The 25077-nt window shown below is 47.3% G+C and carries 26 protein-coding genes; 2 read left to right on the top strand and 24 right to left on the bottom strand.

All coding sequences use genetic code 11. The features are described from left to right. Nucleotides 1–178: 178 nt before the first annotated feature. The 4 genes from LF822_RS11710 to LF822_RS11695 form a co-directional block, all read right to left on the bottom strand. Nucleotides 179–3256: an efflux RND transporter permease subunit gene (locus LF822_RS11710; protein ID WP_253924221.1), complete on the bottom strand. Its 3078-nt coding sequence runs from the start codon at nucleotides 3254–3256 to the stop codon at nucleotides 179–181. Beyond that, the gene (locus tag LF822_RS11705) at nucleotides 3257–4588 is read right to left on the bottom strand and encodes an efflux RND transporter periplasmic adaptor subunit (protein WP_253924220.1); all 1332 of its coding nucleotides are present in this window, start codon (nucleotides 4586–4588) and stop codon (nucleotides 3257–3259) included. A gap of 258 nt (nucleotides 4589–4846) precedes the next feature. Continuing rightward, a complete protein-coding gene (locus LF822_RS23090; RefSeq protein WP_371925889.1) occupies nucleotides 4847–5392 on the bottom strand; it encodes a transposase in 546 nt (181 codons plus the stop codon). 236 nt (nucleotides 5393–5628) lie between these two features. Beyond that, nucleotides 5629–6252, bottom strand: a complete 624-nt coding sequence (locus LF822_RS11695) for a hypothetical protein (protein WP_253924218.1) — start codon at nucleotides 6250–6252, stop codon at nucleotides 5629–5631. Between the two features lie 190 nt (nucleotides 6253–6442). Between LF822_RS11695 and LF822_RS11690 the strand changes: the two genes are divergently transcribed. Next, entirely contained in the window at nucleotides 6443–6622 is a 180-nt protein-coding gene (locus LF822_RS11690; protein ID WP_253924217.1) for a YjfB family protein, read from the top strand. Between the two features lie 292 nt (nucleotides 6623–6914). Here LF822_RS11690 and LF822_RS11685 read toward each other — a convergent pair whose 3' ends face one another. Both LF822_RS11685 and fabZ read right to left on the bottom strand, forming a co-directional pair. Then, nucleotides 6915–7148 carry a hypothetical protein gene (locus LF822_RS11685; protein WP_253924216.1) on the bottom strand — a complete coding sequence of 78 codons (234 nt, stop codon included), beginning with the start codon at nucleotides 7146–7148 and terminating at the stop codon, nucleotides 6915–6917. Between the two features lie 153 nt (nucleotides 7149–7301). After that, a complete protein-coding gene (gene fabZ, locus LF822_RS11680) occupies nucleotides 7302–7724 on the bottom strand; it encodes a 3-hydroxyacyl-ACP dehydratase FabZ (RefSeq protein ID WP_253924215.1) in 423 nt (140 codons plus the stop codon). Between the two features lie 130 nt (nucleotides 7725–7854). Between fabZ and LF822_RS11675 the strand changes: the two genes are divergently transcribed. Then, complete coding sequence (locus LF822_RS11675; protein ID WP_253924214.1) at nucleotides 7855–8001, top strand: lmo0937 family membrane protein; 147 nt, start codon at nucleotides 7855–7857, stop codon at nucleotides 7999–8001. Nucleotides 8002–8037: 36 nt separating this feature from the next. On the opposite strand, the gene LF822_RS11670 is transcribed toward LF822_RS11675, so the two are convergent. The 18 genes from LF822_RS11670 to atpF form a co-directional block, all read right to left on the bottom strand. Continuing rightward, complete coding sequence (locus LF822_RS11670; RefSeq protein WP_253924213.1) at nucleotides 8038–9123, bottom strand: class I SAM-dependent methyltransferase; 1086 nt, start codon at nucleotides 9121–9123, stop codon at nucleotides 8038–8040. A gap of 2 nt (nucleotides 9124–9125) precedes the next feature. Next, nucleotides 9126–10454, bottom strand: a complete 1329-nt coding sequence (locus tag LF822_RS11665; protein ID WP_253924212.1) for an FAD-dependent oxidoreductase — start codon at nucleotides 10452–10454, stop codon at nucleotides 9126–9128. A gap of 171 nt (nucleotides 10455–10625) precedes the next feature. Continuing rightward, entirely contained in the window at nucleotides 10626–10898 is a 273-nt protein-coding gene (locus LF822_RS11660) for a DNA-directed RNA polymerase subunit beta (RefSeq protein ID WP_253924211.1), read from the bottom strand. 22 nt (nucleotides 10899–10920) lie between these two features. After that, complete coding sequence (locus tag LF822_RS11655; RefSeq protein WP_253924210.1) at nucleotides 10921–11739, bottom strand: flagellar hook-basal body protein; 819 nt, start codon at nucleotides 11737–11739, stop codon at nucleotides 10921–10923. A gap of 16 nt (nucleotides 11740–11755) precedes the next feature. Then, the gene (locus LF822_RS11650) at nucleotides 11756–12583 is read right to left on the bottom strand and encodes a flagellar hook-basal body protein (protein WP_253924209.1); all 828 of its coding nucleotides are present in this window, start codon (nucleotides 12581–12583) and stop codon (nucleotides 11756–11758) included. Nucleotides 12584–12598: 15 nt separating this feature from the next. Then, nucleotides 12599–13600 (bottom strand): rod shape-determining protein, encoded by a 1002-nt coding sequence (gene mreB / locus LF822_RS11645; protein ID WP_253924208.1) that lies wholly within the window; start codon nucleotides 13598–13600, stop codon nucleotides 12599–12601. 168 nt (nucleotides 13601–13768) lie between these two features. Beyond that, on the bottom strand, nucleotides 13769–14047 hold the full coding sequence (spoIIID, locus tag LF822_RS11640; protein WP_253924205.1) for a sporulation transcriptional regulator SpoIIID: 279 nt from the start codon (nucleotides 14045–14047) through the stop codon (nucleotides 13769–13771). Nucleotides 14048–14409: 362 nt separating this feature from the next. Beyond that, on the bottom strand, nucleotides 14410–15357 hold the full coding sequence (gene spoIIQ, locus LF822_RS11635; RefSeq protein WP_483867087.1) for a stage II sporulation protein SpoIIQ: 948 nt from the start codon (nucleotides 15355–15357) through the stop codon (nucleotides 14410–14412). A gap of 195 nt (nucleotides 15358–15552) precedes the next feature. Then, on the bottom strand, nucleotides 15553–16566 hold the full coding sequence (gene spoIID, locus LF822_RS11630; RefSeq protein ID WP_253924202.1) for a stage II sporulation protein D: 1014 nt from the start codon (nucleotides 16564–16566) through the stop codon (nucleotides 15553–15555). Nucleotides 16567–16689: 123 nt separating this feature from the next. Next, a complete protein-coding gene (murA, locus tag LF822_RS11625; RefSeq protein ID WP_253924200.1) occupies nucleotides 16690–18000 on the bottom strand; it encodes a UDP-N-acetylglucosamine 1-carboxyvinyltransferase in 1311 nt (436 codons plus the stop codon). A gap of 34 nt (nucleotides 18001–18034) precedes the next feature. Continuing rightward, nucleotides 18035–18754 carry a YwmB family TATA-box binding protein gene (locus tag LF822_RS11620; protein ID WP_253924198.1) on the bottom strand — a complete coding sequence of 240 codons (720 nt, stop codon included), beginning with the start codon at nucleotides 18752–18754 and terminating at the stop codon, nucleotides 18035–18037. 122 nt (nucleotides 18755–18876) lie between these two features. Continuing rightward, on the bottom strand, nucleotides 18877–19110 hold the full coding sequence (locus LF822_RS11615; protein ID WP_371925888.1) for a DUF1146 family protein: 234 nt from the start codon (nucleotides 19108–19110) through the stop codon (nucleotides 18877–18879). A 458-nt stretch (nucleotides 19111–19568) separates the two neighbouring features. Then, the gene (locus LF822_RS11610) at nucleotides 19569–19973 is read right to left on the bottom strand and encodes a F0F1 ATP synthase subunit epsilon (RefSeq protein ID WP_253924197.1); all 405 of its coding nucleotides are present in this window, start codon (nucleotides 19971–19973) and stop codon (nucleotides 19569–19571) included. Between the two features lie 86 nt (nucleotides 19974–20059). Further along, nucleotides 20060–21472: a F0F1 ATP synthase subunit beta gene (gene atpD / locus LF822_RS11605; protein ID WP_253924196.1), complete on the bottom strand. Its 1413-nt coding sequence runs from the start codon at nucleotides 21470–21472 to the stop codon at nucleotides 20060–20062. 38 nt (nucleotides 21473–21510) lie between these two features. Continuing rightward, complete coding sequence (gene atpG / locus LF822_RS11600) at nucleotides 21511–22374, bottom strand: ATP synthase F1 subunit gamma (RefSeq protein WP_253924194.1); 864 nt, start codon at nucleotides 22372–22374, stop codon at nucleotides 21511–21513. Nucleotides 22375–22426: 52 nt separating this feature from the next. Then, nucleotides 22427–23935 carry a F0F1 ATP synthase subunit alpha gene (gene atpA / locus LF822_RS11595; protein ID WP_253924193.1) on the bottom strand — a complete coding sequence of 503 codons (1509 nt, stop codon included), beginning with the start codon at nucleotides 23933–23935 and terminating at the stop codon, nucleotides 22427–22429. Nucleotides 23936–23950: 15 nt separating this feature from the next. Further along, the gene (locus LF822_RS11590; RefSeq protein WP_253924191.1) at nucleotides 23951–24499 is read right to left on the bottom strand and encodes a F0F1 ATP synthase subunit delta; all 549 of its coding nucleotides are present in this window, start codon (nucleotides 24497–24499) and stop codon (nucleotides 23951–23953) included. Further along, entirely contained in the window at nucleotides 24496–25017 is a 522-nt protein-coding gene (gene atpF / locus LF822_RS11585; RefSeq protein WP_253924190.1) for a F0F1 ATP synthase subunit B, read from the bottom strand. The genes LF822_RS11590 and atpF overlap by 4 nt, the downstream gene beginning before the upstream one ends. Between the last annotated feature and the right edge of the window lie 60 nt (nucleotides 25018–25077).

Raw genomic sequence — 25077 nt, 5'->3', positions numbered from 1 at the left:
TTTTTATGGGCGTTCCGGGGCAGTTATGGGCGGAAGCAGACCGCTTATGGGCGGATCGCGCTTTTTATGGGCGAAAACGATTTGGTCTCCGCAGAAAATAATGAATTATTTCCCCGGAAATAATCGAATATTGACCGAAAATAAAATACCCTGCCGAGACCGCGGCAGGGTATTATGGTTAAGCTTCGTCGCGTCTTTTGCGGAAGAAGCCGGTTATTTTTTTGGATAGGTCGTCGAAATACGTGTAGACGACGGGGATTAATATGAGCGTAAAGAATGTCGACACCGTTAAGCCGAAAATGATCGTGACGGCGAGCGGCTGCTGGGCTTCGGCGCCCTGCCCGATACCAATTGCGAGCGGTACCATGCCGAGCACCGTCGTCAGTGTGGTCATGAGAATCGGACGCATCCGGCTTGGACCGGCGTCTAAGATCGCTTCGGTACGGTCGTATCCTTTTCTACGTAATATATTAATGTAGTCAACGAGTACGATGGCGTTGTTGACGACGATCCCGGCGAGCATGATGATCCCGACGAAGGCCGGCAGACTAAACGGCAGTCCGGTTAGGAACAGACCGGAAGTAATGCCGACGACAGTAGCTGGCAGCGAGAACATAATGATGAAAGGAAACAGGAAGTTCTCGAACTGGATCGCCATCACCGCGTAGACGAGGAAGATAGAGAAGATGAGCGCGAGACCTAAATCTCCAAATGCTTCCTCCATATCCTGTGCCTGACCGCCTATTTCATACGAGTAGCCTTCAGGAAAGTTGAGGCTCTCGAGTTCAGCGCGCACATCTTCGGTCGTACTGCCGAGGTCGCGGTCAACGACTTCTGATTCTACGTTCACCTGTGGCTGCTGATCTTCACGTAAAAGATTTACGGGTCCCTGCACCTGCTCGAGTTCGGCAACTGTAGACAGCGGAATAATCCCGCCGTTAGCTGTCTGCACGGACATGCCTTCTAAATCATTGATCGTCTGTCGTTCTTCTTCAGGTAAAATCATCTGCACGTCAATTTCTTCACTGGCTTCGCGGTACCTTGTAGCCACCTGGCCTGTGAAGGACGTCTGGACCTGCGCGATAATTTCCTGCTCGGTCAATCCATACTGAGACGCTTTGTCGCGGTCGACTTCAATATTCATCTCCGGGCGTCCTTCCTCTGTAGAAGAGGTCGGCTCGCTGACTCCTTCGACGTCTTCCATAACGTACGTCACCTGCTGGGACAATTCATCAAGTACTTCGTATTCAGGTCCGTTGAGCTGAATCTGGAGCGGTGATCCGGTTCCTAGACCCGCGTCAAGTTCAGTCACGGAAATTTCAGCACCCGGGATATCGCGCAGCTCTTCGTCGATTTGCTTAATGACGTTTTGAGTAGAATGTTCCCTCTGATCAGGGTCGACCAGCTGCAGGGTGAACGTGGCACTGTCGGAGCTGCCGTTTCCGATATCCCCTCCCATGCCTCCGCCGCCAATAGACAGGTAGCTGACATCGATATCTTCGCTGAAGTTTTTCAGGCGCTGGTCGATGGAATCGGTCGTCTCCTGGGTGCCTTCTAGTGACGTCGCGGCTGGCATTTCAACGTTGATTTCGATTTGTCCCTGGTCGGACGGCGGAATAAACTCAGTGCCGATGCTCGGGATGAGTGCGACGCTGCCGACGATGGCTGCGAGTGTGAGAGCAACCGTTGTTTTGCGCCATTTAAGCACTTTATTCAGCAACGTTCGGTATTTGTCGTTCACTTTTTCTAAAAATCGGTCGAACCAGTAGCGGCGTCCACTCGTCTGCAGAGGCTTCGTCAATAGTTTGGACGACAGCATCGGGATAAGCGTAACCGATACGGCGAGCGCAGTGATCAGGGCAAAGGAAATCGTGATCGCGAGCGGTGTGAACAGTTCGGATGCAATGCCTTCTACGAAAATGATCGGCAGAAAAACGACCAAAGTCGTTGTGGCTGATGCGATTACGGCGGGGGCGAGTTCAGATGCCCCTTTCTTAGCTGCTTCGACCATTGGATAGCCGCGCTGCCGGTAGCTGACGATGCTTTCTAATATGACGATCGAGCTGTCGACCATCATGCCGATGCCGAGCGCGAGTCCTCCCATCGTGAGGACGTTCAGCGTTTCGCCGGTGAAATACATGAGCGTAAACGTTGAGATGATGGCAATTGGAATAGAAATGCCGATGACGAGTGTCGCCCGGAAACTTTTTAGAAAAAGCATCAGGACGAGGATCGAGATGATGCCGCCAATGATGATATTGAGCACGACGCTGTTAATCGATGTTTTAATAAATTCACTTGTATCGAGCACGACTTCTGTGTCGGCGCTATCAGGCAGATCGCCTTCAACTTCATCGAGAGCGTCGCGTATGTTGTTGGCGGTCTCTACCGTGTTGCCGTCGGTCTTCTTCATAATCGAAAGCGCTACGGATGATTCTCCGCTTACTTCTGAGACGCTGTCGGATTCATATTTTTCTTCAACTTCGGCGATTTGATCAAGGGTTACCTGGGCACCGGATGGAGATTGGATATTCGTTTGTTCTATGTCTTCGATGGAGTCAAATTCGCCGTCGATCCTGATTTGGATATCCTGGTCGCCTTTTTCTACAGAACCGGCTGATGCAGCCTGGTTAGAAGCGTTTAGTGTCTGTGTAATGGTTTCCGTATCGAGCTCGTAGCTGGCCATTTTCGCACGGTCGATGAGAATGTCAACCTGGCGGGTGCTGCCGCCTTCGATATCGACAGACGCTACGCCTTCCTGTCGTTCAAGCTGTGGAATTAACTGGTCTTCGGCGACACGCTGAAGCTGCTCGGGTGAATCGCCCGATAAGCCGACCGTCATGATTGGAAGCGCCTGTGGGTCAAAACGGAGCACGCTAGGCTCTCCTGCTCCTTCAGGAAGCGCTTCGGTGACCTGGTCAACGTTTTCCCTTACTTCAAGGAGCGTACTGTCGAGATCGGTTCCCATGCTGAACTGCATGAAGACGAGCGATGCTCCTGATTGTGACTGGGACTGCAGCACTTCTAAGCCTTCAATTGCACTGACGGACGATTCGACCGGCTGACTGACGAGCCGTTCCACTTCCTGCGGGGCAGCTTCCTCATAGGAAGTCGATACGACCGCTACGGGCAGATCGATTTCAGGATAAAGGTCGATCGTAAGTGAGCGCAGTGAAACAAAGCCGAGGGCAAGAATCGCCGCTACGACCATAATCACGCCGACGGGGCGCTTTACGGATAGGTTGACGAGCTTCACTTAGTCGTCCTCCTTCATAACTTCGACTTGCGCTCCGTCATCAAGCGTCAGCTGTCCGTTCGTGACGACCGTATCGCCTGCCGATATGTCCCCTGTGATCGCTGTGCGGTCGGACTGGGACTCTTCGATTTCAATATCAACGCGTTCTACTTCATCGCCGTCAGCATTTAATAAGTAGATATACGATTCTCCGCTCTGTTCTACGACGGCATCCGCCGGGACAATTAATGCATCTTCTACAACGTTTTCAGGCAGGAGAAAAGAAGCCATCATACCCGGCTTAATGTTTTCTTCTGCATTGTCCACCGCAGCTTCTACGGGGTAAAGATTCGTATCGTCTGGAACAGATGGAACATAATCGATGGTGGCAGTTACTGTTTCATCTATGGTCGGGATTTCTATGTCGATTTCCTCGTCTTCATTAAAAAGGGACAGCTGTTCATCGGTGATCGATGCAGTGATCGTTATCGGATTTAAGCTGATAATTGTGGCGAAGGGCTGCTGGTTTGAAACTTGATCGCCTTCGCTTGCTTCGACTGAAGCGACTTCCCCTGTTTCGTCGGCAATCACAGCTTCGTTTTCGGATTGTTCTCGAGCGTCATCCAGCTGAATCTGTGCCTGCTCTAAACCTAGCTCCGCCTGTTCCACAGCAGATTCGGCCTGACTTACTGCCTGCTCCGCCTGTTCGACCTGCGCTTCGGCTTCCGCTGCAGCTGACGAAGTCATGCCGCCTTGGTCGGACGCTTGATTAAGCTGAGATTCAGCTTGATCGGCGCGTTCCTGGGATTGTTCATAAATTGATTCTGGTACAGTTCCTTCGTCAGCCAGCTTCTTCGTTTCGTCAGCTATTTGCTGGGCTGACTCATACTGCTGGCGGGCTTGTTCTGTCGTCTGCTCAGCTTCTGCCCCTGAAGCCTCACGAGCGAGATCTACTTGTTCCTCGGCGGTATCAACTCCTTCGACGGCCTGGTCATATTGAGTGCGTGCGTCATCGAGCTGGGACTGGGCCTGCTCGACGGCGACCTCCTGCAGCTCGACCTGGCTTCCCTGGTCGGCCGGTGACACGACGCCGACGGTCTCCCCTTCCTCGATACGGTCTCCCTTGGCTACGTTTAACGTCACCAATTCCCCGGCGATGCTCGGTGTGACGGGTGTGCCTTCATCTGTAGCCGCTCTGCCGGCTATTTTTCGTTCAATGGTGAAGTCTTCCTGAGTCACTTCGGCGACTTCAACAGGTGTGGTGCGTTCTTCCTGGGTGTCGTCGCTGTTGCTGCTACAAGCGGTGAGGGTCGTGGCCGTGATGAGCAGGAGGCTGAGAATCGTTCGTTTCATATGTAGGTCTTCCTCTCTCTTATGTGTGACTGGGTGGTCATAATTATGGATAATGTTACTAGAATTTGGGGGCTTATGCAAGGTTTTGTCGATTGTTGATGTGACAGTTGTGTGAGAGGATGGCGGGCGGTAATTGTTTTAATTTTTTGAATTGTTTTGTACCGGGTACAGATGTGGTGGATAGGTGTACCCGGTACAGGGTGCTGCTTTTTGTGTACCCGGTAAAAAAAATAATAATAAAATTCAATTTTACTGTTATTATTGTTGGGTTTTGAGTTTTTTGCTGGCAAACCATTGTTTGTAGGGGGTTTGTCCAAGATAGGAGTGGAATAAATCTTTTGTAATCATTTTGTCTGTTTCGTCGTGTGTGTAGTAGTAGTGGGATGACCATAGGGGGTTGATTTCTTCTTGATCATTAAGATTGGCGCGGAATGGGTTAAGGTGGATGTAGCTGAACGCGTCCATAAAGTAATAACGGTCTATAATGAGCTTAGCGTGATATCTTCCTTGAAAGAGATGGCCGTTGTGATCGTACTTTTTATTGAAGTATTTGGCGTAGTTGAGGTGAAGCAGATGAAGGATTTTACCTGGGGGGAATTGATTGGTTTCAAGGAGCAGATGGATGTGATTGCTCATCAGACAGTACGCGTGGAGCTTAAATGGATATTTTTTGTTCACGTATTTAAGGGTGTTAAGGTATCTTATGCGGTCGTAGTCGTGGAGAAAAATATTTTCTTTGCGGTTGCCTCGTGATGTAATGTGATACGTGGCTCCCGGATACCAAATGCGTTTAATTCTGGACATAGAGCACCTCCGTTATTTTTTTAATAGTATACCACATTGAGGATGGTACCGGGTACAGAGATCGACGGCCGGTGTACCCGGTACCAATGTGCTGCTATGGTGTACCGGGTACACAGAGAAAAAAGAGAAAAATTGAAATTAGGAGAGAGATCAGACAGAGTGGTGTTAGGGAAAGCAAAGTGGGAGTATAAAAAATAACCGCGGGCCTTGTGGGGCCTGCGGTTATGTAGGAATGCTTACTGCATGCTGTGGCCTAGCTGGCCGACGATAAGTTCTAGTTTTTTCACTTCGGGCAGTTCACGATGGTCAGGGAATTTCTCATTGAAATGCACAATCAGCGGCTGAACGGCTTCGTCTTCCAGCAGTTCTTTGTACGTACTGAAGGCGTGCTGGTATTGTCCCATATAACGTTTCATTTTCTTATCGAACCCGGATAAGTGATAGGTAGATGAGAAGTCGAATGCTTTTGCTATGTCGCTGTCATAGGACGGGAACACAGGATTGATGGCATGCAGCATGGCGGCGGCAAGCGGGAATTGCATCGTTGGGTTCCCTTTGTGGTTCTTGATGTTGTAAAGGTTTTTCGTAATCTGAACGATGTTTGGGCGTTCTTCGCTGCGCTGCTCTTCCATCAGTTTGAAGTATTCTTCTTCGAATTCGTTGGTGAGGCTGGGATTGTCCAGCTTAAAGAAGTGGCGAAAGACGAACTGGTAGATCGTGTCGTCCGGCACGTATGTGCTGTCAAAGTTGTAGTTGAGATAGGCATACACGTCTACTTTCTCCCTAGGGATCTGGTTGACGACTCTCTCTTCTTCGTCGAACAGTAACGGTTTTAAGTCTTCGGCTGTTCTGTATTTCATCGGAAATCACCTCTTTTTCCCCTATTCCACACATAGCGAACCGGAAAACTCCTATTTTTTATTATGTGCAAAATATTTGGGGGCTTTCTTCTATTCTACCGAATTGTAGATTCTATTGACAATCATCCGGACTTAGTTGTTCATTTTTTCTAAAATTCGTCGATGGTAAAAGGGAAGGGAGTGTGATCCAATGGATGTAGCGAAGACGTCGATGGCGATGAGTCAGGCGAATGTGAAGCAGCAGTCCACACTGGCGGTGATGAATCAGGCCAAGAGTCATGCTGAACAGCAGGGCAGTCAGATGGTTGAGATGCTGTCTGATTCGGCTCCTCACCCGACAAAGGGGAGTCAAATTGATGTAAAAGGGTAAATAAGAACTAGGCGGCGGTATTTGCTTTGGGCCGTCTAGTCTTTTTTAAAAAAAGTCGGGGGACGCATGACGCGGATGTCAAAGGGGCTGGCGCTGTTCGGTGTGGTTCTTTTCTACGCAGGATTGGTTTGTTTATCGTTGAGTGGTTTAATCGGCTAGTGTAGGTCGTACCGTTCTTCATTATGGGCGGGCTGTCTGCGGTGGCGGTTGCTGTAATTGTGCAGGAACCCAGGTTGAGGGAACATAAAAAGAGCCGCTTCCCTGAGTAGGAGCGGCGGTACATAAGAGAATATTACTCTTCTTCGTCTTCTTCCATTGTATCTTCGTTAGTTTCTTCGTCCTCTTCCATTTTTTCCTCGTCTTCTTTCATATCCTCTTCATCTTCTTCCATCTGCTCTTCTTCTTCCATGTTACCTTCTTCTTCCGTGCTTTCCTCCTCGGCCGGCTCCTCTTCCTGAGCGCAGGCTCCAAGTACAGACACAGCTAACATTGCGATGAGTAGTTTAAGTAAAGCATTTTTCATCATGTATTCCTCCTTGATAGTTATGTTTACGATTGCTAGTGTGTCCAATTTTATTTATGGGTATACATGGGCAGAATGGGACTTATGATCCTTTTTTGACTTGAGAAATAGGAAGAGCCGCCCTGGTTTTTGAGGGCGGCTTTATGAATGAATCCATTATTTAAGGGCGAACATGATTTCCGCTTCGCAGGCGACTTCTCCGTCAACGGTTGCGGTAGCTTTTCCTTTGCCCATCGGTCCTTTCAGACGTACGATTTCAACTTCAAGCTTAAGGCGGTCTCCCGGCTTAACCTGGCGCTTGAAGCGGCATTTGTCGATTCCCGTAAAAAAGGCAAGCTTGCCCTGGTTTTCTTCCTTTTTCAGCATGGCTACAGCGCCGGTTTGGGCAAGGGCTTCTGTAATCAGCACTCCCGGCATAACTGGGTAGTTGGGGAAGTGTCCCTGAAAGAATGGTTCGTTTACGGTGACGTTCTTGTAAGCGACCGCACGCCTGCCCTCTTCGATTTCTTCGACTTGATCGATGAGAAGGAATGGGTAGCGGTGCGGGATGATTTCTTTAATTTCTTGTATGTCCAGCATAGTTTGGCTCCTTTCCGTACAAACTACTCCTATTATAAAGGTATCGACTCATTTGGACAAAATTTTTTCGTAAAAAGGTTTTACGTAAGCTTTGCAAGGAAATCTAACATTAAAAGGAGGTTGACTGATTATGCTTTGGACTATTGTTGTCGTTATACTTATCATCTGGCTGCTTGGTCTGGTTCTCGACATTGCCGGCGGTCTCATTAACTTGTTACTGATAGTTGCAGCGATTATTATTATCATGAAAGTCATTAAAGGACGAAGAAAGCCATAACGAAATCCGTCACCTGCTTGGGGTGACGGTTTTTTTCTATGAAGTCTGCGTCAGCTGGGGCTGGTTCTGCCCTGTAATCGTCTGGTCGTGGTCATCGGTGCCGGTTCTCTGGTGGAGGTTTTTAATATGAACGCTCGGGCTGAGCCAGAAGGTAAACCACGATCCTTCCTTAATAATCGGATCGAGATCGAACATTTCGAACTGGCAGGATTGAGAGATGTCCTGCAGCTGAAGCTTATTCGGGAGAGCAAATAAGTTTGAATGGGCGACGAAAAAGCTGTTGAAAGCTGAAGAAAAAGCCTCGCCGTGCTCGGTTTCGCTTAACGGGGTAATGACAGAAATGAGTCCGTCCCTTGCCACGTAGCTGTTCAAATGATCGAGGAGCCCCATGCGCAAATTGGGATGAATGTAATGAAAAATGTTATGCAGCAGGATGACGTCACTTCTTCCTTCCTCCGGAGTCCACGCGTTAATGTCGCCGACTTCGAAACTGATATTCGGGTAAGCCGCCGATTCTTCACGGGCACGGACGATCACATTTTTATTAATGTCGACACCGGTCATTTGCACGTCCGGATGATCGTCCGCCAGTTTGCGCAGGTAGCCGCCGTGGCCGCAGCCCAGATCGACGATGCTTTTTACGTTGCGGTCGCGGATCATTTTTTTAATTTTCTTAATGGCGAAGTGCTCGAGGAGAGCGGACGTTTCGGCGACGACTTCCCCGTGAAGTTCATGGTCGAACCTTGCCCTGCTCTGTGATCTCATGTATTCAGGGTAGTTCAGCAGGGTTGGCATGTGGAGCTCCATAATTTCTTTTAAAAGTGCTTTAACCCCGGGGGATGCGTTGTTGCCGACAATTGATGCGCAGCGTTTTTTTGAAGTACGAAAAGTCTGGTTCGGACGGCGCTTCATGTGTTTAACGGCCACTCCTACGCGGACCCATGAAGTCAGCAGATCAACAGGATACCCAGTTTCTTCACTTACTGATTCCACGGTGCGTGCTTGTTTAAATTGATCGAACAATTGCAGTTCTGACCCGACATAAGCGTGCCAGACCGGTAAAAAGGATTCGTTCTTCTTCATCCATTTACGTGCCTGCATCGCATTAACCCATTCATTCATACTTACACCTTCCCTTTTTGTTCATATCTCCACGGATAATCTTCCGCTTCGCTAAACAGCTTCTGCTGCTGTCTGTGATCACTAATCTGCTTCGAACGGACAGGAAGGACACTCCCCTGAATCGCACGGTCAACTAGTGAAAAATTCCATCGGCCAAGGCCTGAAATATTGAGCATCTGCTTGACGTGAAGCTGGTCATCATCGTAAATCCGCTGGACGGCCCGCATCCTCAGCTTCCGCCACCATGGGTTCGGAAATGAATAGACGAGAGCTGACATGTGGCTTAAGGTAAGTAAAAATGAAACACGCGGTTTACGGACGTCTTCATAATAATGGAGGTTCTCATGAAACGGTCTGCCTTCTTCCCTGCACCAGGCAAGCAGCTCACCGAGCACATCGGCGTCCTGGATGGCGAGATTCATGCCTTCGCCGGCCATCGGGTGTACAGTGTGCGCGGCATCGCCGATTAAAGCGAGATTCCCGGAATAGTAGCGGTCGACGTGATACGTATACGGGATCATCAGCTGGATCTGCCGCCAGTCATCGAGCGATTTCACCGTTTCCGCAAGCTCCGGTTCAAGCTCGTCGTAAGCTTTATAGAGAGGCTCGAGTCCCTTCTCTTTCATTCTTTTAAACTCGCCGGCTTTAATGAGGTACACTGTGCGCACTTCATTATCCGGCAGTGGAAACAAGCCGAGAAAGCAGCTGGCCGTCGTAATAATCTTTCCTTTCGTGAAAGTCTCAGGCCGTGGAATGGTCACGGTTAAGAAGTGGTGGTTATAATCCTTTCGTTGGACACTGACGTTCATGGCGTCCCTTGTCGGCGAAGTACGCCCCTCTGCCCCGATGTATACCTGTGCTTCAATGTTGAAAATTTTCTTCTGATGACGCACCTTGGCCATCCCTTTTTCAAATCCGAGAAAACGAGCGCCGGGCAGGTAATGGAAAAATTCTTCATACTCCTGACCTTTTTCCCGAAGTATATCCTTCGTCGTCTCGTGCGGCACCATGAGCGCATGATCATATCGGCTGGCGACGCGGCTGTAGTTCAGTTCGGTCAGCTGCAGCGGCTCGGGTGTATCGTTTGAACAGCGGTTAATTTCGAGAAACCGGAGCTGGTCGATGATGTGTCCGCTTGCTTCAATAGGATCAAGAACGCCGAGGCGGTCAAGGATCGCGAGTGTCTTCGGCTGCAGCAGCTCGCCCTTGTACGCATGGGATTTGGATTTCAGCTGCTCCGCAATCGTCACGTGTACACCACGGCTCGCGAGCTTTGTCGCAAGTGCGAGACCGCCTACGCCTCCACCAGCTATAAATACTTCTGTTTTCAACGTAGACGTCCCTCCCCTGTTGCTCCTTTTTTCTATTACTGAATAGTTCCACAAAAGGGAGACGGGGAAACCTCTGGATTGGCTTTAACTAAAAAAACACGAGCTCTTATTAAAGAGCTCGTGCGTTCATAAAACAGGTTGTCCTTTCATATATAGTAGAAAGTACAGCCTTTAATCACCTGTGACAATATCGATAATCTGCTGCCAGGTTGACCAGCTGAGTGCGTCAAGCGGATCGCCGTCTCCAAGGACGCCGTAGCCGATCATAAGGCCAATGGCCAGCGCCAGCACACTGAGTACGAGAACAATGAGAATTCGAAGCCAGATCGGAAGCACACGACGGCGGGCATTGGCCGCGCGCTTTTCTTTTGGCTTTTTATCTTTTTTCTTTTGTTGTGGTTTACGATGCTGTTCTTTCTTTACGTTCTTTTCCTCTGTTGCCATGGAATGCTTCTCCTTACCCTTATTAAGATCTTAGTTGATTCACAAGCCCCATCATTTCGTCCCCTGTAGAAATAGAGCGTGAATTGAATTCATAAGCACGCTGTGCGTTCTGCATATCGGTCATCTGCTTTGCTAAGTCCACATTGGATGATTCAAGCCGGCCGGATTGAACTTGAGCTTCAGCGCCGATTAGAATTTCATCTGCTGCGGCTTCTGCTCCTTCTGGAAGACGGAACCGATTTTCACCAGCCGCTTCAAGCATACGCGGTCGTACTGCTTCGACAATACCGAGCTGACCTTCCGCTTCCTCAACACCTCCGCGGGTCACCATGATGGCGCCGTCTTCGCGGACATTAATGTCTTCCATATTATCAGCAAACGTCAGCTGCTCTTCATTTTCATCAAGAACAGGCCGTCCATTTGAATCGGTCAGCATAACTTCATCATTTTCCGTCGGGCTTAAGTAAAAATTCCCAGCGCGGGTGTACTGCGTTTGGGGGCCATCTTCTGTATCTACTTGCAATTGAAACAAATGATTGTCCTCAAGTAAAGCAATATCTAACCCGCGGTCCGTTTCCTGCATCGTGCCCTGCGTTAAATCCATATTCGTATGAGCCAGCTTTGCACCGGATCCCACACGAATACCGTCCGGCGTTAAGCGGTTCACTTCCGCTTCTTCGTCCGACTGGTTATTGACCTGCTGGGACAGCAGAGAAGCGAAGTTCGCTTCACGGCCTTTATAACCAGGGGTATTCATATTCGACATGTTGTTACCGATTAAATCAAGCTTGTGATGAAGCTGTCCCATCGTATTTGAAGCTTGCAGCATAGATAGATTCATAGTCTAATCCCCCCTGCTATCCTAGTTTACCAACGTCGTTGACGGTTTTCTGCATGCTCTGGTCATAAGCCTTTAACGCCCGCTGGTTCATTTCAAACGTTCGGTATGTATTCATCATTTCCGTCATTGTTCTGGATGGGTCCACATTCGATCCTTCCAGGTTGTTCTGTCTAATTTCAAAATTCACACCGTCGATGTCCCGTGCATTTTCAACAGGGTCTGCATCCTCACCGGGTGTGTACAGGTCATCGCCTTCTTTTACCATATCAGACGCGTTTGCGGAATAAGACAGGCCGAGCTCCACCTCTTCACCGCCGATTTCAAGCGTACCGTCTTCCTGAGCAGTAAACTCCATGCCATCGGTCTGGATCGGCTCACCGTCGTTATCAAGCACGTAATGGCCCTGGTTCGTCGTTAGGAATCCATCACCATCGACGGTGAAATTCCCGTTACGCGTCTGCCTGACTTCGCCGTCCGCATTTTGTACATTAAAAAAGAGAAAGCCTTCTTCGTCAGGTAAATCACCATTTAAGAGAGCCAGGTCCGTCCCGCTGCCTGTCTCCCTTAAATCGCCCTGAGAAAATTCAGGTACGGCCTCCTGCATATAAACACCTGTGTTCAGGGATCCAAGCTCCTTCTGTGTCGGGAGGGTTAAGCATCCATTGCTCGTCGGAATCGTTTCCCCGCCCATTTGCTGCAGCAATAACTCTGGAAATGCTCTCATTGTTCCTTGATCTGCCTTATATCCCGGCGTGTCTGAGTTTGCTATGTTGTTCGATAGGGTTTCCTGCATGCGCTGGTTGGCTATCATTCCTGATGCAGCCGTATTGAATCCTCTCAGCAAGACGATCGCTCCTTCTTAGCCAATTTTATTACGAGTGACCTTGTCGATATTCTCAAGCATGATGCCTGTCCCCTTGGCTACACAATCCATTGGATCCTCAGCTACAAAGACAGGAACCTTTAATTCTTCTGCCAGCAGCTGGTCAATTCCATGCAAAAGCGCGCCTCCACCTGTCATAATGACTCCGCGGTCAATAATGTCCGCAGAAAGCTCAGGCGGTGTGCGCTCAAGAACCTGCTTGGCTGCTTGTGTAATGGTTTGAACCGGCTCACGGAGTGCGACTTCGATCTCTTCGGAATTTACCGTAATCGTACGCGGCAGTCCAGACACCATGTCACGGCCGCGGATCTCGATCTCTTCGCTGCGGGAGCCTTTAAATACGGTAGCGACCTCTACCTTTATGTTCTCTGCAGTCCGCTCACCAATGAGGAGCTTGTAAGTCTTCTTAATGTATTGCAGAATTTCGGCGTCGAACTTATCTCCGGCCATTTTGATAGATGAAGCGGTTACGATATCCCCCATCGAAAGCACGGCAACATCTGTCGTTCCTCCGCCGATATCTACGACCATATTCCCACTCGGCTGGAAAATATCCATGCCCGCTCCAATTGCTGCTACTTTAGGCTCTTCTTCAAGATAGATTTTTTTTCCGCCGGATTTCTCCGCTGCTTCACGAATCGCTTTCTGCTCCACTTTCGTAATGTTCGTCGGGCAGCAAATCAGCATACGCGGCTTCGAGAGAAAACCCTTTACATTTGTTTTTTGAATAAAATGACGAAGCATCGCTTCCGTCACGTCAAAATCTGCGATTACTCCGTCTTTAAGCGGACGCAAAGCTTCAATGTTCCCGGGTGTACGTCCCACCATGCGACGGGCAGCTTCTCCCACCTCGAGAACCTTGCCGCTATTGCGGTCCATCGCTACAACTGACGGCTCGTTCAATACAATGCCTTTACCTTTAACGTGTATAAGTACGTTCGCTGTACCTAAATCAATTCCAATATCTCGCGCAAACATCTTTTAGTAGATCCTCCCTATTTATCAGAAAAACTATTCGGATGGTTTCAATGTTAAGAAATGCACATCTAATTCTATATTCTATCATAAAGTTACATCATTCGCTTTATTTCTTATGAAAAAAGTTCCATTTCAAAGGGTGTAAAATGTCCCGGGAGGAAATAAGGCTTAATGAGTAGGCTCAACAGGTGTATCTTTTCCGATCGTACGGTATTTCATACGTGTGGCTTCGCCGCCTCTGAGGTGCCTGATCTCCTTGTGGTGATCGAGGATCTTTTTCACTTCCTTTGCCAGCGGCGCGTTTATTTCAGGCAGCCGTTCCGTTAAATCTTTATGAACCGTACTCTTCGAAACACCAAATTCTTTCGCAATCACGCGTACCGTCTTTTTTGTCTCAACAATGTACTCACCAGTCTTGATCGTTCGCTCTTTGATGTAGTCATGCACATCTCTCGCCTCCTGATATTGACTATCCAAGGGGGTGGGGTGAGACGGGATAGGGTTTTAGCGTCTATGTTGGTAGTGAAGCTCTCGTTGTATCACCCTGGATGGTACCGATTCTTCGGTTATGACCATTCTATTATTGCAACCGCGGAGTTATGCGCCATGTTTTAAGCGAATATGAGCAAAGAAGGAGCAGGGCGAATATTGAATTGTGTGGTACCCGGTACAGGAGATGACAAATTGTGTACCGGGTACAGATGAGCCGCTTTTGTGTACCCGGTACACAGAGAAAAAAGAAAAAAAGAAAAATGGAGGCCGTATCAGCCTCCATTTTTAGCACGTGGGTAATGCTTTGCTTTTGCTATTTACGATTGTGTTGATGAAGAGCTTTCATCTTCTAAAGATGGCTCTTCTGTGTCTTCGCCTTCGCCTGCGTCATCTGATTCTGTTCCTTCGCCGTCTTCTTCAGGAGCATCGTCCTGTTCAGGGGCTGGCTCAATATCTGATTCCGTCGGCTCATCTTCAGGAGTAGGTTCATCTTCAAGGATAGACTCGTCTTCAGCGGCTTCTTCAGATTCCTCAGAACCTTCAGATCCCTCTTCAGAAGTAGCTTCAGCTGCTTCGATTGTGCTGACTGCCTGACCAAAGAATGTTTCTGGGTTAACAGGTTCGCCATCTTTTCTTACTTCAAAGTGAACGTGAACGCCACTTTCTTGTCCAAAAGAATTTTGTCCTGATTGACCAAGAACGTCACCCTGCTTCACTTCGTCACCTGACTGAATCGCTACCTCACCTAAGCTGGAGTAAACCGTCGTTACATCATTGTCGTGAGTTAACTCAACAACATTTCCATATAGTGGATCTTCTTTAACTTCTGTTACGGTTCCAGATAGGGCGGCAGTTACGTCAAACGCTTCGCCTTCACTTGTCGCGACATCGATTCCTTTGCTCTGGTAATACTTATTGTTGTAAAGGACTAGTGCACTTTCCTGTTCATCGTCTGCAGCTTCATAGTCAAAATACTTTGTGACAATCGCTGCTTCTAAATCGCTTGTAACCGGCATTTCCAGATTCTCATCCTGACCTGTAACAGGTACAGCTTCCTCGCCATCCTCGTTTACAAACACATCATCTTCTGCCTGGTTGCCTTCATTCAGCTGGTCTGCTACATCATTCGAACTTTGCTGATACCAAAACACTCCAACCAACACCAACGCGGCTACCGCTAAATATAAAGCGGGATACAGCCATTTCTTGCGCATTAAGCGTTTAAACTTTAATTTAGTCACGCTTTTCTTTCCATCCTCTCTCATGTTCATCACCTCAAAAACCATTCTGAACGCTTTTATGGAAATATATACATGGAGTACAAAAAATTTTATTGGGGACTGAGAGAGTGTACCTGGTACCGAGACGTGATTAACGGGTACCAGGTACACAAAAAACCGCCAATAACGGCGGTTTCATTGGGGATGTGATTGAATTGTGTGGTACCCGGTACACCTCAGTTAAGAGAGGGAGGCGGTTTGTTTGCTGACGGGTGTGATTTCTGTGTTCTGGTAGTAGTGCTTGATGATTTCTTTATAGGTTTTGCCGGCTTCGGCCATGCCGTTGGCTCCGTATTGGCTCATGCCTACTCCGTGGCCGTATCCTCTCGTCGTAAAGATGATGTGATTCTCTTTCTGTTCAATTGTAAAATCACTGGATTGGAGGTTCAGTTTCTCGCGGATCTCACGTCCGGTAAACTTCTGTTCCCCGACTGAGAGTTCAGCTACGCGGCCTCCCGGTGTTTTTGCTAGATTTATATTCTCTAATCCATTAGCAATCTTGACGTTTAATGCGGACTCTAATTCAGCAATCGGCACAACCTTTTGATCAAAAAACTTAGGAGAATCTTCATCCCACGGACTTTCTACGCTTTTTAAATAAGGGATTTCATTTTCCCAGTAGTCTTCGGAGTTTTCCGTGTACCCGTTACTCGTTGAAAAGAAGGCGGCCGTGATTGGCTCCTCCTCATACGTAATAATTTCACCGGCTGTTTCTTTGACAGCCTGATTGATGCGGCTCATGTTTTTCGAGTATTGTTCTTTCCACTGCTCCCGGAGCTCATCCTCATTTTTGTACACCTGGTGCTGGGTGGTGTCCGTGACGTCGGCTTGTTCGGAATAAGGTTCGCCATCGGTCAGCTGCTGTGTAATGTAGGTGCGGGCGGCGAGGGCCTGAGCCTTTAACGCTTCCAGTTCAAAGTTAGCCGGCATTTCAGACGCGACGACACGGGCGACGTAGTCTTCGAGTGGCACTTCTTCCACTTTCTCGCTTGTTGCTCTCATGACATTGATGCTGAACGGAGAAAGACTCGCCGGGATGTCTACCGTCGAAGAGTCACTGGCAGCCGTAGTTTCCTCCACGCTGGCTGTGTCGTTTTTTCCGATAAAGGGTGCGACGATAAGGGCAGGAATAATAAGGATGCCCATAAACATACTTATAATGGTGATGATCCCTATGCGATGCTTTCGATTCATATCTCGTCCTCCTGAAACATTAGTAGACCTTTCTACTAAAATATATCCATCAGAAGGCTTTGATAGAACTAAAAAAAGCAATCCCCATCTAATAAAAATGAGGATTGCTTCGGTTATAAATAATTATAAGGTCGATACAGATTCGCTAGGTTCCACTTCTTCTACATACGTTTCGTCTTCATTGATGCGTTCAATATCTGCACCAAGATCCTGCAGTTTCTCTGCAAACTCCACATACCCTCTGTCCAAGTGTTTGAGTTCAGTAACGCGTGTATATCCTTCGGCTACGAGCCCAGCTAAAATGAGGGCTGCTCCTGCACGCAGATCGGTTGCCTGAACTTCAGCACCTTGTAGATCAGATGGTCCTTCAATAATTACGCTGCGTCCTTCGATTTTCATTTTCGCGTTCATGCGGCGGAATTCTTCCACATGCATAAAACGATTTTCGAAAACAGTTTCCGTAATGACGCTTGTTCCTGTGGCATGTAACATAAGTGCCATCATCTGAGACTGCATATCAGTTGGGAAGCCTGGATGCGGCATAGTCTTAATATCGGTTGCTTTTAAATTCGATGGTCCGATAACACGCAAGCCTTCATCCTCTTCTTCAATGATGACGCCCATTTCTTCCATTTTTGCTACAACAGATCGTAAGTGCTCGTGCATCGCACCCTTAACGAGAACATTTCCACCAGTGATTGCCGCTGCTACCATAAAGGTACCCGCTTCAATTCTGTCAGGAATAATATGATGAGTGGCGCCGTAAAGCTTGTCGACACCTTCAATTTTGATCGTTTCCGTACCTGCACCAACAATGCGGGCACCCATTTTGTTTAAGTAGTTAGCGAGATCTACAATCTCTGGTTCTTTTGCACAATTTTCAAGAACAGTTTTGCCTTCTGCCAGTGCAGCGGCCATAATAATGTTTTCCGTTGCCCCCACACTTGGTACGTCAAAATAAATCTTCGCACCCTTCAGGCGTCCTTCAACATTAGCTTCAATAGTGCCATTGCCTACTGTAATTTCTGCACCCATCGCTTCAAACCCTTTTAGGTGTTGATCCAGCGGACGGGACCCAATCGCACAGCCGCCTGGCAAGGCAACCTTTGCGTGTCCATAGCGGGCTAGAAGTGGTCCCAATACAAGCACAGAAGCTCTCATTTTGCGTACATATTCTATAGGTGCTTCTGTTTTTAAATCAGTAGAAGCATCAACGGTAACGGTTCTTCCATTCATTTGAACATCTGCATTCAAATGGCGAATGACTTCATTAATCGTGTACACATCAGCTAATGCTGGTACATCGTGTAAAACACTTTTTCCTTCGCTTGCGATTATACTTGCTGCGATGACAGGCAGTACGGCATTCTTTGCACCTTCAGCTCTTACAGTGCCTTCAAGCTGCCTTCCACCACGGACGATGATTTTTTCCAAGGTTCATTCTCCTCCGCGTCCATATTCATTATTATTAATATTCAGCAGTTAGTATGGGTGTGCCAAATGTAACGGTTGTCCGATTGCCCAAATTCCGTGTAGCGAATTGGACATTCATCGATCCTTCAGGTAATTCAATGGCTTGACCCCATCTTGATGTGTAGCCGGATCTGCTACTCCAGCTTTCTTCGGTAGATTCTTCAATCGTTGCTATATTGAATGTTTTTTTGAATTTTTGATAGAATAAAACTTCATTCATAATACCACTATATTCACTCTTAATAAATGAGTAATAAGTGACATCTTTCGTGAATATTTGATGTTTCACTCTATCGACGAATTGTTCCATTATTTGTGGTGCTAGTGGTGTAGTACCCGCCGACGTTACCGTATAAACTACTTCAAATGAATTGATTTCACTTTTTGGCACAAGCACGGTAAAGGTTTCGACGATGTCATTGTCTTTGTGTCCGTCATGAAAAATGTATTTAGTCGCCTCACTAGTCGTTTCCTGTTTCATCTCTGGTTCATCGAAGTAGTTTGTAATTGATTCTCTAGTCTGATCTAATTGTAATTGGTTGAATTCTTCTTTTAATGTGATGTTAAGTTCTTGCATATCCAGATGTTCATCCTCAGCAAAGGCTGTCAGTTCAACTAAAGGTGACGCACTGCTCCAACCCTCAGCCGTTCCCTGAGGATAAACACCTGAACCGATAGCTGTAATGGCCACTAAACATATAATAAGTAGTTTCATATGTAACCTCTCCCGTTCCCTTAGTTACTTCAAGTGTGAACGGAAAAAATGAGATTCATACAAAACATTTGCTGACACATTTAGACATTTGGCAGAGTAAGCTTTTTAAATCCTGGGAAGCACTAAAACAGATAGGTTATACTGCTGGACCAGTTGATTAAATCCAAGAAAAAATTACTTACTGACGTAGCAATAGCTATGGTTATAAGAATCATTAATACTCGAATCTCAAATACTTTTCCTTTTCTAAAAAAAGCATCCAGATTCACCGCCTGTAAAACCTTCCACGTGATAATGATGAAAATAATGTGGGAAGTCATACTCATTATGGCTTCTTCAACAAAATATTGATCCACTGCTTACACCTCGCTTACGCTCCTGCCTATTATACGCACATAGTTTAGAATCACATGATATGGATGTATTGTCAACCAGATGACTGGGAATGATTGCGCTTTAAAAATGACAATTTTGTGAACTTTCATCTATCGGCAGGAAATGTCATGAAAATAATTTCCCGCGCAATATTATTTATTTCCCGGGGAATAATGACAACTCAGTCGAAAGAGGGTGGATCGATGGAGCACTGATGTCGATAAGCAGTATTACTGCGGTCTTTAAGCACACTACCTTTCACTTTTAAAAAAGTTGGAGGGCAGATGCTTATAATTTCTTCTGGCTTTTAAGGTCGTTGCGGAACCTGGCATCGTTTTGTTTTCTGGATAAGAAGCTGGCTGATGCACTGCGGCTCTCCTCTTGACTTCCCTCACCGCCACAAAACCACAAAAAAACTGCTTTCTTAGAAAGCAGTTTTTTAGAAGTTATTGTTTTTTACGTCTAAACGGTTAATGGCTCGTTTCAGCGCGAGTTCTGCTCTTCGGAAGTCGATATCTGATTGTTTGTTGGCCATTCGCTGCTCGGCGCGCTCTTTAGCACGTCGGGCTCGATCGATATCAATTTCGGAAGGTTTCTCGGCTGACTGCGCCAGGATAGTTACTTTATCTGGGCGGACTTCGAGGAACCCGCCGCTTACAGCGATGCGTTCGGAGCCGCCCTCATGTTTGAGGCGTACCGCGCTAATGGTTAATGGAGCTACCATGGGGATGTGTCCAGGCAGGATACCAAGCTCCCCGCTTTCCGCCTTACAGCTAACCATTTCATAGGCGTCTTCTAATACCGGGCCATCAGGAGTGACAACACTCACCGTTAGTGTTTTCATAGCTATTCCTCCTAAGGCAGATCATAAGCGCCGGTGTCAGATGCTCCTGTAAAAAGAACATCTGAATGACACTTGCAATGATATGCTTATTGCATTTCTTTTGCTTTTTCGACGACTTCTTCGATGCGGCCGACTAGGCGGAAGGCATCTTCCGGGATGTCATCGTACTTACCTTCAAGAATCTCTTTAAATCCTTTGACTGTTTCAGATACCGGCACATAAGAACCTTTTTGTCCGGTGAACTGCTCAGCCACGTGGAAGTTTTGAGATAGGAAGAATTGAACACGACGGGCACGGGCCACAGTCAGCTTATCTTCGTCTGACAGTTCATCCATACCTAATATGGCGATGATATCCTGCAGTTCTTTATAGCGCTGCAGCGTTTGCTGGACTTCACGAGCAACTTCGTAATGTTCATCTCCTACGATGTCTGCATCAAGTGCACGTGAGGTTGAAGCAAGCGGGTCCACAGCAGGGTAAATCCCTTGCTCAGACAGCTTACGTTCAAGGTTTGTTGTTGCATCTAAGTGGGCAAACGTAGTCGCCGGGGCAGGGTCAGTATAGTCATCGGCTGGTACATAGATCGCCTGGATGGAGGTTACTGAACCTTTATCCGTAGATGTAATACGTTCCTGAAGCTGACCCATTTCTGTGGCAAGTGTCGGCTGGTAACCTACGGCTGATGGCATACGGCCAAGCAGGGCAGATACCTCAAGACCACCTTGCGTGAAACGGAAGATGTTATCGATAAAGAATAAAACGTCCTGTCCTTGCTCATCACGGAAGTATTCCGCCATCGTAAGACCAGTCAGGGCTACACGCATACGTGCTCCAGGTGGTTCGTTCATCTGTCCGAAAACCATAGCAGTTTTCGAGATTACGCCTGAGTCTTTCATTTCGTAGTAAAGGTCATTACCTTCACGTGTACGCTCTCCAACGCCGGCGAATACGGAAATACCGCCGTGCTCTTGAGCGATGTTGTTAATAAGCTCCTGGATTAGTACGGTTTTACCTACTCCGGCACCACCGAACAAACCGATTTTACCACCTTTTACATAAGGTGCCAGCAAGTCTACTACTTTAATTCCTGTTTCAAGAATCTCTGTTTCGGTTGCCAGGTTTTCGAATACGGGAGCTAAACGGTGAATCGGGTCACGACGAACATCACCAGGGAGTGGATCGTCAAGATCAATTTTGTCACCAAGTACGCTGAATACTCGTCCCAGGGTTACGTCACCTACGGGTACGGAAATTGGTCCGCCTGTATCGATTACATCTGTACCACGCTTAACACCTTCTGTGGATGACATGGCAACGGTACGTACAGCATTGTCTCCGAGGTGCAGCGCAACTTCTAGTGTAAGGTCAACGTTTTTTTCGTTTTCTGATTGTGCTTCGAAGCTTACGTGCAATGCATTATTAATGTCAGGGAGCTGACCGTCGTCGAAGGCTACGTCAACAACGGGACCCATAATTTGGGTTACGCGTCCTTTACTCATCGATTTCCCTCCTTACTTACTGTTCAAAGTCCAAGCACCTATTCGAGGGCAGCTGCACCGCCAACGATTTCGGTGATTTCTTGGGTAATGGCTGCTTGGCGGGCACGGTTGTAAGAGAGTGAAAGGTCGCCAATAAGATCATCGGCATTATCTGTCGCACTCTTCATGGCCGTCATACGTGCAGCGTGTTCACTTGCTTTTCCGTCCAGTAATGCGCCGTAAATCAAGCTTTCTGCATACTGCGGAAGAAGAACTTCAAGAATTTCTTCTTCACTCGGTTCATACTCATAAGAGCTTGTACCTGCTTTACCTTCTGGATTTAAGTTTGTTAATGGAAGTGCTTTTTTCTCAGTAACTTCTTGCGTAATCGCACTCACATAGTGGTTGTAATAAATGAAGAGCTGATCGATTTCACCCTCTGTGAATAGCTGAACCGTTTCAGAAGCGATATCTTTAATATCGGCAAAATCCGGCTGGTCAGCGATTCCGGTAATATCTTTATCGACCGGCATATTACGTTTCCGGAAAAAGTCACGCCCGATCCGGCCCATCGTAATTAGACTGTATTCTTCAGCTGATGTATGGTGCTGACGAATCTGCTGATACACTTTACGAAGAACACTGCTGTTATAAGCTCCTGCCAGTCCACGGTCCGACGTGATGACTAAGTATCCGGTCCGTTTCACTTCGCGCGCTTCGAGCATAGGATGGCTGGCATTACCGCCTCCTGAAGCTATACTCGCTACAACTTCCTGTATTTTCTCACTATAAGGAACAAAGGATCTGGCGTTCTGCTCAGCTTTGTTCAGCTTTGAAGCCGATACCATTTCCATTGCTTTTGTAATCTGCTTCGTTTTTTTCGTCGAATTTATCCGGCCTTTAATATCTCTAAGGGATGCCACGCTGTTTCACCACCCTTTCCAGCTATTTTACGCATCAGCTAAGTGCCGTTACTTATTCAGATACTAAAAAAGTTTTGCTGAATGCTTCAACAGCTTCATTCATGTCTTCTTCTGCTGCTAACTTACCAGTGGAGCGGATCTCAGACAGAAGGTCTTTGCGGTTGTTATCTAACCAGGTATGGAATTCGCTCTCAAAACGAGTCACGTCTTCTACTGGAATATCATCAATATATCCTTTAGTTAATGCATAAATAATCATAACTTGTTTTTCGACTGCCAATGGCTGGTGAAGTCCCTGCTTCAGTACTTCTACTGTACGTGCCCCGCGGTTCAGCTTCGCCTGTGTAGATTTATCCAAATCTGAACCGAACTGAGCAAATGCTTCCAGTTCACGGTAGGATGCTAAGTCGAGACGCAGTGTACCAGCTACCTTCTTCATCGCTTTAATCTGTGCTGATCCACCTACACGGGATACAGATAGTCCGGCGTTAATCGCTGGACGAACACCTGAGAAGAAGAGGTCAGATTGCAAGAAAATCTGTCCGTCGGTGATGGAGATTACGTTGGTTGGAATGTATGCTGAGATGTCGCCGGCCTGTGTTTCAACGAATGGAAGTGCTGTTAATGAGCCTCCACCTTTCGCATCACTCAGCTTAGCGGCACGCTCAAGCAGACGGGAGTGCAGGTAGAATACATCCCCTGGGAAGGCTTCACGGCCCGGCGGACGACGTAACAGCAAGGAAAGCTCACGATAAGCGGCTGCCTGCTTCGATAAGTCATCATATACGACGAGTACATGTTTTCCGTTGTACATGAAATCTTCACCAAGTGTAACACCTGCATATGGTGCCAGGTAAAGAAGCGGTGCAGGTTGAGAGGCACTCGCTGTAACAACGATTGTATAATCAAGCGCACCATGGCGGCGAAGTGTTTCAACTGTACCACGTACCGTGGATTCCTTCTGGCCGATGGCTACATAAATACACACCATGTCCTGGTCGTGCTGGTTTAAAATGGTATCTACCGCTACTGAGGTTTTACCGGTCTGACGGTCACCAATGATCAACTCACGCTGTCCACGGCCGATTGGCACAAGGGCGTCAATCGCTTTAATACCTGTTTGTAGAGGCTCATCTACGGATTTACGATCCATAACTCCTGGTGCAGGAGATTCAATTGGACGGGTTCTTGTCGTTTCGATCGGTCCCTGACCGTCAACCGGCTGTCCAAGCGGGTTCACGACGCGGCCAAGCATCTTCTCACCTGTAGGAATCTGCATGATGCGTCCGGTACGACGAACTTCGTCCCCTTCTTTAATATCTGTATATGGTCCAAGAATAACAAGACCTACGTTACTTTCTTCCAAGTTTTGTGCCAGTCCCATGACACCGTTAGAAAATTCAACAAGCTCCCCGGCCATGACATTATCAAGACCATGAGCACGTGCGATACCGTCACCAACCTCGATAACTGTACCTACATCGTTGACTTCAATATCTGATTCGTAGTTTTCAATTTGCTGCTTAATCAGCGCACTGATTTCTTCAGCTTTGATGCTCATGCCATTTCACCCCTATCATCTATTATTCGGAGAAACTAACTGACGTTCGATCCGGTTAAGCTTCCCGCTGACAGAACCATCAAATATGCGATTACCGACTCGAAGACGAATGCCCCCAAGAATCTTTTTGTCGACAACATTTGTCAGGTTTAGAGATTGTTTGCCTACTTTAGGTGCAAACGTTTCTGAAATACGTTGTTTTTCGGCTTCAGAAAGTGGATTTACAGAGTACACAGTCGCATCTGCAATTCCTTTGATATCGTTCATTTTCAGAATAAAGTGATCCGTCATATCCAGAATAATCTCTTCACGATGACGATCGATTAACAGCATCAGGGTGTGGAGCGTCTCTTTTGAAAAACCTTGCAGAGAATCGTTCAATAGCTGCTTTTTCTGATCGGCCGATAAACGAGGATGTTTGAGGAACTTCATAAGTCCCCTGTTCTTCTGGAAAATCTCACGTAATGCACGTAGTTCTGTTTCAATCTGTTCTAGCTTAGATCGTTCCTGTCCGAGTTGAAAAAGAGCGTTAGCATAGCGCTTGGCAACGATTAAATCACTCATCGCTCTTCTCCTGCCTCGTTAATGTATTGGTTAATGAGTTCCTGCTGATCTTTCTCGGAAAGTTCTTTTTCAATGACTTTCGATGCGATCATCACAGACATGGAGGCCACCTGGTCTTTAAGGACCTGTACAGCTTTATCGCGCTCCTGCTCAATCTCCTGACGGGCAGACACTTTAATGCGTTCTGCTTCATTACGGGCAGATTCAACAATGTCTCTCTCCTGCTGAGATGCTATTTTGCGGGCATCTTCAATAATGCTCTGTGCGTCTGCACGTGTCTTCTTCAATTCTTCCGCGGCTTCACGCTGCTGCATCGCAGCTTCCTCGCGGCTTTTTTCTGCGGTTTCAATCTCGTTCGCTATATAATCTTCACGATCTTTCATCATGGTCATCAATGGTCCCCAGGCGAACTTCTTTAAAAGTACGAGAAGAATGATGAAAAACGCGAGCTGGACCATCATATCGCCTAAAGCAAATCCTGATGCACCCAGGGATAAGTTGGAAGTAATTCCTTGCACAGTTGTCACTCCTTTTCACAAAAAACCCTTATAGAAAAACGGAGGCGTCCTTTAGACGCC

The organism is Halobacillus sp. A5, assembly GCF_024189315.1.
Classification (GTDB): domain Bacteria; phylum Bacillota; class Bacilli; order Bacillales; family Halobacillaceae; genus Halobacillus_A.
Note: the sequence above shows the minus strand (reverse complement) of the source record. Positions and strands in the feature narration are given on the sequence as shown.

Excerpts from the sequence above, each read along its gene's own strand:
- LF822_RS11705 (WP_253924220.1), bottom strand. The coding sequence starts at position 4,588 with ATGAAACGAACGATTCTCAGCCTCCTGCTCATCACGGCCACGACCCTC.
- LF822_RS23090 (WP_371925889.1), bottom strand. The coding sequence starts at position 5,392 with ATGTCCAGAATTAAACGCATTTGGTATCCGGGAGCCACGTATCACATT.
- LF822_RS11695 (WP_253924218.1), bottom strand. The coding sequence starts at position 6,252 with ATGAAATACAGAACAGCCGAAGACTTAAAACCGTTACTGTTCGACGAA.
- LF822_RS11690 (WP_253924217.1), top strand. The coding sequence starts at position 6,443 with ATGGATGTAGCGAAGACGTCGATGGCGATGAGTCAGGCGAATGTGAAG.
- LF822_RS11685 (WP_253924216.1), bottom strand. The coding sequence starts at position 7,148 with ATGATGAAAAATGCTTTACTTAAACTACTCATCGCAATGTTAGCTGTG.
- fabZ (WP_253924215.1), bottom strand. The coding sequence starts at position 7,724 with ATGCTGGACATACAAGAAATTAAAGAAATCATCCCGCACCGCTACCCA.
- LF822_RS11675 (WP_253924214.1), top strand. The coding sequence starts at position 7,855 with ATGCTTTGGACTATTGTTGTCGTTATACTTATCATCTGGCTGCTTGGT.
- LF822_RS11670 (WP_253924213.1), bottom strand. The coding sequence starts at position 9,123 with ATGAATGAATGGGTTAATGCGATGCAGGCACGTAAATGGATGAAGAAG.
- LF822_RS11660 (WP_253924211.1), bottom strand. The coding sequence starts at position 10,898 with ATGGCAACAGAGGAAAAGAACGTAAAGAAAGAACAGCATCGTAAACCA.
- LF822_RS11655 (WP_253924210.1), bottom strand. The coding sequence starts at position 11,739 with ATGAATCTATCTATGCTGCAAGCTTCAAATACGATGGGACAGCTTCAT.
- mreB (WP_253924208.1), bottom strand. The coding sequence starts at position 13,600 with ATGTTTGCGCGAGATATTGGAATTGATTTAGGTACAGCGAACGTACTT.
- spoIIQ (WP_483867087.1), bottom strand. The coding sequence starts at position 15,357 with ATGAGAGAGGATGGAAAGAAAAGCGTGACTAAATTAAAGTTTAAACGC.
- spoIID (WP_253924202.1), bottom strand. The coding sequence starts at position 16,566 with ATGAATCGAAAGCATCGCATAGGGATCATCACCATTATAAGTATGTTT.
- LF822_RS11620 (WP_253924198.1), bottom strand. The coding sequence starts at position 18,754 with ATGAAACTACTTATTATATGTTTAGTGGCCATTACAGCTATCGGTTCA.
- LF822_RS11610 (WP_253924197.1), bottom strand. The coding sequence starts at position 19,973 with ATGAAAACACTAACGGTGAGTGTTGTCACTCCTGATGGCCCGGTATTA.
- atpD (WP_253924196.1), bottom strand. The coding sequence starts at position 21,472 with ATGAGTAAAGGACGCGTAACCCAAATTATGGGTCCCGTTGTTGACGTA.
- atpA (WP_253924193.1), bottom strand. The coding sequence starts at position 23,935 with ATGAGCATCAAAGCTGAAGAAATCAGTGCGCTGATTAAGCAGCAAATT.
- LF822_RS11590 (WP_253924191.1), bottom strand. The coding sequence starts at position 24,499 with ATGAGTGATTTAATCGTTGCCAAGCGCTATGCTAACGCTCTTTTTCAA.